Here is a 12,208-nt window from a genome sequence, read left to right as displayed (position 1 = left end):
GATACGCTGCGGGCAGGACGGAGATCACCTACAGCCCTCCGGAGGCGGACATGGCATGGACGTGGCGGTTCGAGAAGTCCGAAGGCGAGCAGGTCCCGCCCGCGGTGGAACCCGAGGAGTTCACCACCCAGGGGGACGCCGAATCGTGGCTCGGTGAGCACTGGAAGGCGCTGCGGGCCGGAGGCGCCGATCAGGTCGTCCTGCTGGAGGACTCGACGGTGATCTACGGCCCGATGAGCCTGGACGCGCCCGAGTAGCCGACGGGTGAAAGGGGGGCGCGGCTCAGACCTCGCCGAGCGTGACCTGCGCTGTTCCGCGCTCCCCGGCCCTCGTATAGACCACGGCGACCTTGTCGCCGGGGCTCTCGGACGCCAGCGCCTCCGCCAGCGAGGTGATCGTGGTGATCGGTACGGGGCCGATCTTGGTGATGATGTCGTTCGGCCGCAGTCCCGCCTTGTCCGCCGGGCCCCCCTTCTCGACCTCGACGATGGCCGTGCCCGCGGGCTGGTAGTTGTCGTCGAGTACGGTCCGCGCCGTGATGCCGAGCGCCGCCCGGCCCGAGTCGGTGACCCGCCCGTCCTTGATGATCTGGTCGGCGACGGTTCTGACCATGGACGAGGGGATGGCGAAGCCGATCCCGGGCGCCGCGCTGTTGCCGAGGTCGGGGTCGGTAGCGGCCAGGGTGGGGATGCCGATGACCTCGCTGTTCAGATTGACCAGCGCCCCGCCGCTGTTGCCGGGGTTGATCGCGGCGGACGTCTGCACCATGTTGCCGATGGTGGCGCCCGTACCGCCGCCGGACGAGCTTTCGGTCACGGTCCGGCCGACGGCCGAGACGATGCCCTGGGTGACACTGCCGGACAGGCCCAGGGGCGAGCCCATGGCGAGGACGATCTGCCCGACCTCCACCTTGCTGCTGTCGCCCAGGGTCGCCGGCTTCAGACCGGTGGGGACCCGGTCCAGCCGGAGGACGGCGAGATCCTGTTCCGGATAGGCGGAGACCAGTTTCGCGGGGATCGGCTCCTCGCCGGTGGCGATGGTGACCTGGAAGGTCTTGCCCGAGTCGATGACATGGGCATTGGTGATCACATGGCCGCGGGTGTCGTAGACGACGCCGGAGCCCAGGCTGTCGCCGGTTTCGATCTGGACGACCGACGGCAGGACGTTCCGGATCACGGTCTCGTAGTCGGTCTGGAGGTCGTTGACGGCCTTCGGGGCGGCCGCCCGGGTCGAACCGGCCGGTACCGCCCCGGGCGCGGGCTCGTCCCCGCAGCCCGCGACGAGGGCGATCAGGGATATCGCGGCGGTCAGCGCGAGCAGGGAGCGGCGTACGGGCGGGCGGGTGCGGGGTGCGTCGTCCATGTTCGGAGTCTCCCCGGGACCCGCCCCCTACGGCCTGTTGTACGCCTCCGATCAGGTGGCCCGTACCCCGGCCGCAGCGTCGGCCGGGTCGGCCCTGTCCGCAGCGTCGGCCGGGTCCGCCGGGTTCGCCGGGTCGGTCGCGGCTGCCCCTCTACGGGGTTCCGCCACCATCGGGGCGGACGCCAGGAACTGGGTGGCCGCCAGCTCCCCGTACAGCGGATCGCGCTCCACCAGCTCCTCGTGCGTGCCCACGGCCCGGACCCGGCCCGCGTCCATCACCACGATCCGGTCCGCCAGCGTCACCGTCGACAGCCGGTGCGCCACGACCAGCACCGTCACCTCCCGCGCCACATCCGCGACGACGTCCCGCAGCGCCATCTCGTTGACCGCGTCGAGCTGCGAGGTGGCCTCGTCGAGCAGGAGCAGCCGGGGGCGGCGCAGCAGCGCCCGCGCGATCGCGACCCGCTGGCGCTCCCCGCCGGAGAGTTGGGAGCCGCGGTGGCCGACGAGGGTGTCCAGACCGTCCGGCAGCCGGTCCACGAGCCCGTCGAGCCGGGCCCGGACCAGGACCTCCCGGACGGCGTCGTCGCCGGCGTCCGGGGCCGCGAAGACGAGGTTCTCGCGCAGGGTGCCCGAGAGTACGGGTGCGTCCTGCTCCACATAGCCGATGGACGCCCGCAGCTCGGCCAGCGGCCACTCCCGGACGTCGCGTCCGTCGATCAGGATCCGGCCGCCGGCGGCCTCGTAGAAGCGTTCGATCAGTCCGAAGACGGTGGTCTTGCCCGCGCCGGAAGGGCCGACGAAGGCGGTCATCCCGGCGCCCGGCACGGTGAAGGAGACACCGTGGTGGACGTACGGCAGCTCCGCGCGGTAGCGGAAGCGGACGTCGTCGAACTCGACCGCCGCCGCCCGGTCCACCGCCCCGAACGTGCCCTTCGCCGCTCCCGGGTCCTCGGTCTCCAGCCGTTCGGCCTCCACGATCCGGGCGATCGCCGCCGCCCCGATCTGGTACTGCGTCGCCGCGTCCACCAGTGAGGTCACGGGTTCGATCAGATAGAAGAGGAAGAGCAGGAACGCCACCAGCGTGGAGACCGCGATCTCCCCGGACGCCACCCGCGCCCCGCCGACGCCCAGCACCGCCAGGAACGAAACCTGGACGGCGAGCCCGATCGACGTGAAGGCCACGGCCTCCCACTTCGACGACCGTACGCCGTACTTCCAGGCCCGTACCGCCGCCCGGTCGACCACCTCGGTCTCGCGCTCCTCCGCGCCGGAGGCCTTGATGGTCCGGAACGCGCCGAAGGCCCGCTCCAGCACCGTGGAGATCTCCCCGACCGCCTCCTGGGACTTCTTCGCCGCCTTGGAGATCTGCGGCATGACCATGGCGACGGCCCCGCCGATCAGCACGATCACCGCCAGGGTGACGCCGAGCAGCACCACGTCCAGCAGGCCCATCAGGACGATCGTGGCCACGAAGGTCACTCCGCCGCTGATCGCCGCGACCACGGAGCGGGTGGTGACCGCCTTCAGCAGGGTGGTGTCCGAGGTGACCCGGGACATCAGATCGCCCGGCTGGGTCCGCTCCACCTCCGGCAGCCTCAGCCGCAGCAGCCGGCCGATCAGGGTGCGGCGGGCGGCCAGCACCACCGATTCGGCGGTGCGGTCGAGGACGTACGCCCCCACCGCGTCGATCGCGGTACCGACCAGTACCAGCGCCGTCAGCAGGATCAGCACTCCGCCGATCGCGTCGTCGCCGCCCAGCCGGTCCACCAGCGATTTCGCGGCCAGTGGCTGGGCGAGCCCGGCGGCGGCCCCGGCCAGCGCGCAGAGCGCGCCGAGCACGACGGCCCAGCGGTGCGGCCGGAAGTGGCCGTACAGCGCACGCCAGGTCTCTCCGGCGGTCAGCCGCGGCGCGCTGCCGGAACGGATGTCGTCAGTCGTCGAAGACCGGGGGGTGTCGTCATTTCGGGTGGTGTCGGTGGTGCTCACGTGACCGGTGACGCAGAATCCCCGGCGGTTGCCTGACCGCGGACCGGGAATCACCGGTGAAGGCCGGGGCCGGCGGCCGGGGTGGGCCCGCGGCCCCGGATCCGGCCGGGGTCAGCCGCGTACGCCGCAGAGGTGCAGCAGGGCCGCCGTGCGCCGGTACGGATCGGTCCGCCCGGCCCGGTCCTCCGCGGCCAGCAGCCGTTCGAGGCCGGGCGCGTGGGCGCCTTCCGCGACCACCGGGAGCTTCGCGTCGTCGGCCCATTCGCTGAAGACCTGCACGCCGTACCAGACGTGCAGCGGTGCGGCGATTCCCGCGAGGGTGGCGGTGAGCGCGTCCAGCCGGTCGGCCCGCAGGGCCCGGCCGGTCCGCTCGTCGGTGAAGGCGGTGGTGTCCGGGTCCAGTGCCGACAGCGCCCCCGCCCAGTCCCCGGCCAGCCCGGGGCCGAAGGCGAGCGCATCCGCGTTCCGTACGACGAGGGAGAGCAGCCCGCCCGGCGCCAGCACCCGGGCGAGGCCCGCGAGCACGGCGTCGGGCTCCGGGGAACTCATCAGCACCCCGTGGCAGAGCACCACATCGAAGCTGCCGGGCGCGAAGTGGGCCCCGGTCTCACGGCCGTCGCCCTCGATGAGCCGGACCCGTTCCTGGATTCCGGCGGGCTCGGCGGCCAGGGCCTCCCGGGCGGCCGTCAGGAGTTCGGGACCGGACTCCAGCCCGGTGATCGCGTGCCCGGCCCGGGCCAGCCGCAGGGCCTGGAGGCCGCGCCCCATGCCGACATCGAGGATCCGCAGCCGTCGGCCCACCGGGTAGCGGGCGACGATCTGCTCGTCGAGCTGACGGGAGAGCAGCTCCTCGCGGAGGAGTTCCCGTACCGCCCCGGGGGCCGGGCCCGGCCCGGGGGGTCCGGGTGCCACAGCGGTCGCGAGTGCGGCTTCGGGCGCGGAGCCACCGGGGAAAGCGGTTTCGGGCAGCTCGGAGCCGGGACCGGCGAACGCCGGTCCGCCCGGCGCTCCGGCGCCGGGCGACTGACCGCTCAGGGCCGCTCTCCGCGCTTGACCTGCGGCTTCGGCAGACGCAGCCGGCGCATCTGGAGAGTCCGCATCAGACCGTAGGCGACGGCGCCGCGCTTGGACTCGTTCGGGAAGCGCTCGTTGAGCTGCTTCTTCAGCCGGATCGACAGACCCACCGAGTCGATGATGATCATGACGATCACGCCGAGCCAGAGCAGCAGCGAGATGGTCTGGAGCTGGCCGACGCGGATCATGCTCAGGACGAGAATGATTACCGCCATCGGCAGGAAGAATTCCGCGATGCAGAAGCGGGAGTCCACAAAATCGCGGACGAAGCGGCGGACCGGGCCCTTGTCACGGGCGGGCAGATACCGCTCGTCACCATTGGCCAGAGCTTCGCGCTGGCGCGCCAGCTCTGTCCGCCGGGTCTCCCGGGCCTGCTTCATCGCCGCCTTGCGGTCGCGCGGCTGTGTGGCGGCACGGCGGCGCTGGCTCTGGGCCTCGCTCCGCTTCGGAGTCGGGCGGCCCTTCGGGGCCTGCGGATCGCGGGTCTGCTGGGAGTCGGCCGCCGTCAACTGCTCGGCGGGGGCCTTCTCTGTCTTGGCGCGGCTACGGAACACAAAAACCAAGGGTACGGGGTCGTTCGCAGGGACCCAACGCCGGATGGGAACGAAACGGCAACACCGTACGTGTGTACTGAAGGGAGGCTGCACCGAAATCGGCACCGGGACGGCCTCTGCGGCCCGTGCCCGCGCGGGCACGGGCGGTGGTGCACCGATGCCGAGGAGTGGGTGCAGAACGCCCGGGAGAACCCCGCCGGGGCGGCGACCCTGACGCTCGTCTACTCCTTGCGCCGGATCGGACGCCGTGCGCAGTCGTCCTTGGGGAGGAGCGCATCCGCGCTCGAACAGTGCGGTAATGGAGGCAGGGCCCGTACTGTGGGTTCTGTTGGAGTGCTGGAGCTGTAGTCCGTCAGAAGGGGGCGCGCGAAGCCCATGAGCGGTGTCATGAAGCGTATGGGGATGATCTTCCGCGCGAAGGCGAACAAGGCCCTTGACCGGGCCGAGGACCCGCGCGAGACCCTTGATTACTCGTATCAGAAGCAGCTGGAGCTGCTCCAGAAGGTGCGCCGTGGAGTCGCGGACGTCGCGACCTCCCGTAAGCGCCTGGAGCTCCAGCTCAACCAGTTGCAGGGCCAGTCCGCCAAGCTGGAGGACCAGGGCCGCAAGGCGCTGGCGCTCGGCCGGGAGGACCTGGCCCGTGAGGCGCTGTCCCGGCGTGCCGCCCTCCAGCAGCAGGTCAGCGACCTGGAGACCCAGCACAGCACGCTCCAGGGCGAGGAGGAGAAGCTCACCCTCGCCGCTCAGCGGCTCCAGGCCAAGGTCGACGCCTTCCGTACCAAGAAGGAGACCATCAAGGCCACCTACACCGCGGCGCAGGCCCAGACCCGGATCGGTGAGGCGTTCACCGGCATCTCCGAGGAGATGGGCGACGTCGGCCTGGCCATCCAGCGGGCCGAGGACAAGACCGCCCAGCTCCAGGCCCGCGCCGGGGCCATCGACGAGCTGCTCGCCTCGGGCGCGCTCGACGATCCGACCGGGATGGCGAAGGACGATATCGCCGCCGAGCTGGACCGGATCGCCGGCGGGACCGATGTCGAGCTGGAGCTGCAGCGGATGAAGGCGGAGCTGGCCGGCGGCAGCAGCACCGGCCAGCAGGCCATCGAAGGCGGCTCGGCACAGGACGGCCCGAGCCGTCCCGACTTCAACAAGCACTGACCCCGACCGGCCACCCGGCCGCCCCCGGACCGGCATCCCGCCGGCACCGACAGCACCGACAGCACCGAGCACCGGGTACCGACCCGGGGAACCGAACACTACGGACCGCAAGGACGGCGGGAGGCACCGCTCCGGGGAGACCCGGACCGGTGCCGAACCGGCCGGCACACCGGGAAGTGAGGGCTCGTCATGATCGTACGGATCATGGGGGAGGGCCAGGTGAGGCTGGCGGACAGCCACTTCGCCGAACTGAACAGGCTCGACGACGAACTCCTCGCCGAGCTGGAGGCGGACGACGAGGACGGTTTCCGCCGTACCTTCACCGCACTGCTCACCCGGGTCCGGGAACTGGGCGAGCCCCTCCCGGACGATGTGCTGGAACCCTCCGAGCTGATCCTCCCCGCCCCCGGGGCCACTCTGGAGGAGGTCCGCGAGCTGTTCGGCGACTGGGGCTTCATCCCCGGCTGACCTCGGGCCCGCGCTCCTGCTCCGGGGCCGATGCCCCGGAGGCCGGTATCTCCGGGGCCCGTCCGGTACGGCTCCGCCGCGTACCCACTCCGACACTCCGGCACAGCACACCGCGCCCACCGGGTCACCCCCCGGTGGGCGCGTGCGTTCACCCGTCGCGCGCCGGTGGTGCCACCGCGTCCCCGCGTGGCGCAGTCCATAGGCCCGTTCGGGCGTTCCGGCGGGCGGCACACCGTACCGTTGCTTGACGTGACGACCCTCGCCGACGGTTTCGACCGGACCCGGTGCTGGCTGCGCGAGCACCCCATGGCGCTCGACGGAGCCCTCGCGAGCACCGTTTTCCTCTGTATGGTCGTGGGCTCGTTCGCCGAGCCGTACGGATACGGGGAGCACGGTCCGCGGTTCCGGGTCCGCACCCCCGACGAGCGCAGCCTGGTCCTGATGACCCTGGCCGCCGCCGCGCTGGTGCACCGCCGCCGGAACCCGATGGCGGTCCTCGCCTTCACCTCCGTCCTGACGGCGGCCGAACTCCTCTACGGCAACCGGCCCGCGCCCGTCGCCATGGCCGCCGTCATAGCCCTCTTCACCGTCGCCTCCCGCACCGGCCGGGCCACCACCTGGCGGGCGGGCCTGCTGACGATGACCGCCCTCACCGGCACCGCCATGTTCTTCGGCAGCACCCCCTGGTACACGCAGGAGAACCTCGGCATCTTCGCCTGGACCGGTATGGCGGCCGCCGCGGGGGACGCGGTCCGCAGCCGCCGCGATGTCGTCGAGGCCATCAAGGAGCGGGCCGAACGGGCCGAACGCACCCGCGAGGAGGAGGCCCGCCGCCGGGTCGCCGAGGAGCGGCTGCGGATCGCCCGGGATCTGCACGATGTAGTCGCCCATCACATCGCCCTGGTCAATGTGCAGGCGGGCGTTGCCGCCCATGTCATGGACCGCCGCCCGGACCAGGCGAAGGAGGCGCTGGGGCATGTCCGGGAGGCCAGCCGCTCGGCCCTGAACGAACTGCGGGCCACCGTCGGACTGCTGCGGCAGTCCGGCGACCCGGAGGCCCCCACCGAACCGGCGCCCGGACTCGATGTCCTCGACGAACTGGTCACCACCTTCCGGCAGGCCGGCCTGCCGGTGGAGGTGGCCCGCGCCGACGAGGGCGTGCGACGTCCGGCGGCCGTCGATCTGGCCGCGTACCGGATCATCCAGGAAGCCCTGACCAATGTCCGCAAGCACGCGGGGCCGGACGCACGGGCCGAGGTCAGCGTGATCCGGGTGGGCCCGACACTGGAGGTCACGGTGCTCGACAACGGGCTTGCCGGCCGGATGCCGGATGCGAGGACCGGGCCCCCGGACCCCGGCCCCGACGTGCCCCGGCCCGGCTCCGGGGACGCCGCAAGAGCCCCGGGCACCCCGGCCCCCGCCGCGGTCGCCGCCGCGGGCGGCCCGCCGCACGGGATCGGCGGCACCGGCCACGGACTCCTCGGCATGCGGGAACGGGTCTCCGCGCTCGGGGGCAGGCTGACCACCGGCCCCCGCTACGGAGGCGGCTTCCGGGTCCAGGCGATACTGCCCCTCACCGCGCGTTCGGGGGAGGACACATGATCATCCGGGTCTTGCTGGTCGACGATCAGACGCTGCTGCGCAGCGCGTTCCGGGTCCTGGTGGACTCCGAACCGGATATGACCGTCGTCGGAGAGGCGGCGGACGGCGCGGAGGCCGTCGAACTCGCCCGCGCCGAGAAGCCGGACGTGGTCCTGATGGATATCCGGATGCCCGGTATGGACGGCCTGGCCGCGACCCGGCTGATCAGTGCCGATCCCGAACTGGACCGGGTACGGGTGGTCATGCTGACCACCTTCGAGGTGGACGAGTACGTGGTCAGGTCGCTGCGCGCCGGAGCCTCCGGCTTCCTCGGCAAGGGTGCCGAGCCCGATGAACTCCTCAGCGCCATCCGGATCGCCGCCGCCGGGGAGGCGCTGCTGTCACCGGTCGCCACCAAGGGGCTGATCGCCAGGTTCCTCGCCCAGGGCGGCCCGGACGAGGACGCCGCCGAACCCTACTCCGACCGGCTCGACGCGCTCACCGGACGGGAGCGGGAGGTCCTCGTCCTGGTCGCGGGCGGCCACTCCAACGACGAGATAGCCGAACGGCTCGCCGTCAGCCCGCTGACCGTGAAGACCCATGTGAATCGCGCCATGGCCAAACTGGGCGCCCGTGACCGGGCCCAACTCGTCGTCATCGCCTATGAGTCGGGGCTGGTCCGCCCAAGGGTTGACTAGTGCGGGAGCCGCGTACTCCACCTGCGGTATGCGCGAGATAAAGAACGGGACTTGGGGGCGACGGGTCCGCCCTGAGGGGTGCCTGATCGTATAAGCGGGCCGTTGTGCCCGGCCGTCCCGGGACTCAGCCCGGAACACCAGCCCCCGAAGGAGAGTCGAACCGGTTATGTCCTGGCTGTCCAGCTTCAGCCTGAAACAACGCGCTTTGGTCGGGTTGATGTCCATCATCGCACTCGTCTTCGGGGCGATTGCGATACCTCAGATCAAACAGCAGTTACTGCCATCCATCTCACTGCCGGTGGTGTCGGTGCTCGCCCCCTACGAGGGTGCCTCCCCGGACATGGTGGAGAAGCAGGTCGTCGAACCGCTGGAGAACTCCATCGAGGCGGTCGACGGCATCAAGGGCATCACCTCCACGGCGAGCGAGGGCAACGCCGTGATCATGGCCAGCTTCGAGTACGGCGAGGGCACCAAGCAGCTCGTCGCCGATGTCCAGCAGGCCGTGAACCGGGCCAGGGCCCAGCTGCCGCAGGATGTCGAGCCCGAGGTCATCGCCGGTTCCACCGACGACATCCCGGCCGTCGTCCTCGCCGTCAGCTCCTCCACCAAGGACGAGCAGGCGCTCGCCGACCAGCTGGAGCGGGTCGTCGTCCCGGCGCTGGAGGACATCGAGGGCACCGGCCAGATCACCATCGCCGGTGTGCGCGACGTCCAGGTCTCCGTCACCCCGGACCCGGCCAGGCTCTCCGCCGCGGGCCTGAACAACGCGGCGCTCGCCGCGGCCCTGCAGGCGGGCGGCGCCACCATGCCGGCCGGTTCCTTCAGCGAGGACGGCAAGAGCCGAACCGTCCAGGTGGGCGCCGGATACACGGGCCTCCAGCAGATCCAGGAGCTGCGGATCCCGCGCTCCGGGGGTGCGCCCGTCCGCCTCGGCGACCTGGCGACGGTGGCGCAGACCCCGGCGGCGACGGTCTCCATCACCCGTACCAACGGAAAGCCCAGCCTCGCGGTCTACGCGAACATGGACAAGGACGGCAGTGCCGTCGCCATCTCCGACGCGGTCAAGGACAAGCTGCCCGGCCTGCGCAAGGATCTGGGCGCCGGATCCGAGGTCACGGTCGTCTCCGACCAGGGCCCGGCGGTCTCCAAGGCGATCTCCGGTCTGACCACCGAAGGCGCGCTCGGCCTGGTGTTCGCCGTGATCGTGATCCTGGTCTTCCTGGCGTCCCTGCGCTCCACCCTGGTGACCGCGGTCTCCATCCCGCTCTCCGTGGTGCTGGCGCTGATCGTCCTGTGGACCCGCGACCTCTCCCTGAACATGCTCACCCTCGGTGCGCTGACCATCGCCATCGGCCGGGTCGTCGACGACTCGATCGTGGTGCTGGAGAACATCAAACGCCACCTCGGGTACGGCGAGGAGCGGGAGAGCGCGATCATCAACGCGGTGAAGGAGGTCGCGGGCGCGGTCACCTCCTCCACCCTGACCACCGTCGCCGTCTTCCTGCCCATCGGCTTCGCCGGGGGCATGATCGGCGAGCTGTTCGGCTCCTTCTCGCTGACCATCACCGCGGCTCTGCTCGCCTCGCTGCTGGTCTCCCTCACCGTCGTCCCCGTGCTGTCGTTCTGGTTCCTGCGCGCCCCCAAGGACGTGCGGGGTCTCGGCCAGGAACAGGCCCGGCGGATCGCGGAGGAGAAGGAGGAGCGCAGCAAGCTCCAGCGGTCGTACCTGCCGGTCCTGCACTTCGCCACCCGGCGCCGGATCACCAGTGTGGTGCTGGCCCTGGTCGTTCTCTTCGGCACCTTCGGCATGGCCGGGCTGCTGAAGACGAACTTCTTCGACGAGGGCGAACAGGAGGTCATGGCGGTCCGCCAGGAGCTGCCGCCCGGTACCAGCCTGGAGGCCGCCGACGCCGCTTCCAAGAAGGTCGAGCAGGTACTCTCCGGCATCGACGAGCTGGAGAACTACCAGGTCACCGTCGGTTCCGCCGGCTGGATGGCGGCCTTCGGCGGCAGTACGGGCGCCAACCAGGCCTCGTATCAGATGACCCTGAAGGACGCCTCCGACTTCGACAAGGTCCGCGACCGGATCGACGACGAGCTGGCGAAGCTCAAGGACATCGGTGAGACCACCATCTCGGCCGGTGACGGCTTCGGCAGCCAGGATCTGAGCGTCGTCGTCAAGGCTTCCGACGCCGCGACCCTGAAGACCGCGTCCGAGCTGGTCCGCAAGGAGGTCGCCGGGATGAAGGACGTCACCGACGTCCAGAGCGACCTGGCCCAGTCCATTCCGCGGATCTCCGTCACCGCCAAGGCCAACGCGGCCGCGGCCGGGTTCAGCGATGCCACGCTCGGCGCGGCGGTGCTCCAGGCCGTCCGGGGCACTCCGGCCGCCAAGGCGGTCCTGAACAACACCGAACGCGATGTCGTGATCACCTCGGCCAGGCCCGCCAAGACCATGGCCGAACTGCAGGCACTGCCGCTCGGCTCGGTGAAGCTGGGCGATATCGCGGACGTGAAACTGGCGCCCGCCCCGGTGTCGATGACCCGCATCGACGGTGCCCGCGCCGCCACCATCAGCGCCAAGCCGACCGGTGACAACACCGGAGCGGTCAGCTCCGACCTCCAGACGAAGGTCAAGGACCTGGACCTGCCCGAGGGTGCCACCGCCTCCATCGGCGGGGTCGCCGAGGACCAGGACGAGGCCTTCGCCTCCCTCGCCCTCGCCATGCTCGCGGCGGTCGCGATCGTGTTCATGCTGCTGGTCGCCACCTTCCGCTCGCTGGTACAGCCGCTGATCCTGCTGGTCTCCATCCCGTTCGCGGCGACCGGTGCGATCGGACTGCTGCTGGCCACGAACACCCCGATGGGCGTACCCGCACTGATCGGCATGCTGATGCTGATCGGCATCGTGGTCACCAATGCGATCGTGCTGATCGACCTGATCAACCAGTACCGCAGGCAGGGTTACGGTGTGGTCGAGTCGGTCATCGAGGGCGGCCGGCACCGGCTCCGCCCGATCCTGATGACCGCCCTGGCCACGATCTTCGCCCTGCTGCCGATGGCCCTCGGGATCACCGGCGAGGGCGGCTTCATCGCCAAACCGCTGGCGGTCGTGGTGATCGGCGGGCTGCTCTCCTCGACCCTGCTGACGCTGCTGCTGGTCCCGACCCTGTACACCATGGTGGAACTGCGCAAGGAGCGCCGCGCGGCCAAGAAGGCGGCCAAGCGGGCCGAGCAGGACGACGGCCCGACGCCGCCCGACTCGGCGGGGGAGGAGCTGACGCTGCAGAAGGCGTAGCCCGTTCCCGGTGGGCCGGTAGCCGC

The 12,208-nt window shown here is 71.2% G+C and carries 10 protein-coding genes; 6 read left to right on the top strand and 4 right to left on the bottom strand.

The genetic code is table 11. From position 1 onward, the window contains the following. Positions 1 to 50 precede the first annotated feature (50 nt). Positions 51 to 257: a hypothetical protein gene (locus tag ACIQ9E_RS19685; protein ID WP_403708651.1), complete on the top strand. Its 207-nt coding sequence runs from the start codon at positions 51 to 53 to the stop codon at positions 255 to 257. A 25-nt stretch (positions 258 to 282) separates the two neighbouring features. Here ACIQ9E_RS19685 and ACIQ9E_RS19680 read toward each other — a convergent pair whose 3' ends face one another. From ACIQ9E_RS19680 to ACIQ9E_RS19665, 4 genes are all read right to left on the bottom strand, one after another. Then, positions 283 to 1,362: a S1C family serine protease gene (locus tag ACIQ9E_RS19680; RefSeq protein WP_403708649.1), complete on the bottom strand. Its 1,080-nt coding sequence runs from the start codon at positions 1,360 to 1,362 to the stop codon at positions 283 to 285. 51 nt (positions 1,363 to 1,413) lie between these two features. Further along, positions 1,414 to 3,351: an ABC transporter ATP-binding protein gene (locus ACIQ9E_RS19675; RefSeq protein WP_403708647.1), complete on the bottom strand. Its 1,938-nt coding sequence runs from the start codon at positions 3,349 to 3,351 to the stop codon at positions 1,414 to 1,416. 111 nt (positions 3,352 to 3,462) lie between these two features. Beyond that, positions 3,463 to 4,263, bottom strand: a complete 801-nt coding sequence (locus ACIQ9E_RS19670; protein ID WP_403708645.1) for a class I SAM-dependent methyltransferase — start codon at positions 4,261 to 4,263, stop codon at positions 3,463 to 3,465. A 119-nt stretch (positions 4,264 to 4,382) separates the two neighbouring features. Then, positions 4,383 to 4,979 carry a DUF3043 domain-containing protein gene (locus ACIQ9E_RS19665; protein ID WP_403708643.1) on the bottom strand — a complete coding sequence of 199 codons (597 nt, stop codon included), beginning with the start codon at positions 4,977 to 4,979 and terminating at the stop codon, positions 4,383 to 4,385. A gap of 387 nt (positions 4,980 to 5,366) precedes the next feature. On the opposite strand from ACIQ9E_RS19665, the gene ACIQ9E_RS19660 reads away from it, so the two are divergent. The 5 genes from ACIQ9E_RS19660 to ACIQ9E_RS19640 all read left to right on the top strand — a co-directional run bounded on the left by ACIQ9E_RS19660 (position 5,367) and on the right by ACIQ9E_RS19640 (position 12,182). Then, the gene (locus tag ACIQ9E_RS19660) at positions 5,367 to 6,137 is read left to right on the top strand and encodes a PspA/IM30 family protein (protein ID WP_403708641.1); all 771 of its coding nucleotides are present in this window, start codon (positions 5,367 to 5,369) and stop codon (positions 6,135 to 6,137) included. A gap of 189 nt (positions 6,138 to 6,326) precedes the next feature. Further along, positions 6,327 to 6,605 (top strand): hypothetical protein, encoded by a 279-nt coding sequence (locus tag ACIQ9E_RS19655; RefSeq protein ID WP_403708639.1) that lies wholly within the window; start codon positions 6,327 to 6,329, stop codon positions 6,603 to 6,605. Positions 6,606 to 6,854: 249 nt separating this feature from the next. Continuing rightward, positions 6,855 to 8,207, top strand: a complete 1,353-nt coding sequence (locus tag ACIQ9E_RS19650) for a sensor histidine kinase (RefSeq protein ID WP_403708637.1) — start codon at positions 6,855 to 6,857, stop codon at positions 8,205 to 8,207. Beyond that, positions 8,204 to 8,884, top strand: a complete 681-nt coding sequence (locus tag ACIQ9E_RS19645; protein ID WP_403708635.1) for a response regulator — start codon at positions 8,204 to 8,206, stop codon at positions 8,882 to 8,884. The genes ACIQ9E_RS19650 and ACIQ9E_RS19645 overlap by 4 nt, the downstream gene beginning before the upstream one ends. Positions 8,885 to 9,050: 166 nt before the next feature. Then, positions 9,051 to 12,182: an efflux RND transporter permease subunit gene (locus ACIQ9E_RS19640; RefSeq protein ID WP_403708633.1), complete on the top strand. Its 3,132-nt coding sequence runs from the start codon at positions 9,051 to 9,053 to the stop codon at positions 12,180 to 12,182. Positions 12,183 to 12,208: the final 26 nt, after the last annotated feature.

It is taken from the genome of Streptomyces sp. NPDC094448, from assembly GCF_044763775.1.
Classification (GTDB): Bacteria; Actinomycetota; Actinomycetes; order Streptomycetales; family Streptomycetaceae; genus Streptomyces.
This window is presented reverse-complemented; position numbering and strand designations above follow the sequence as displayed.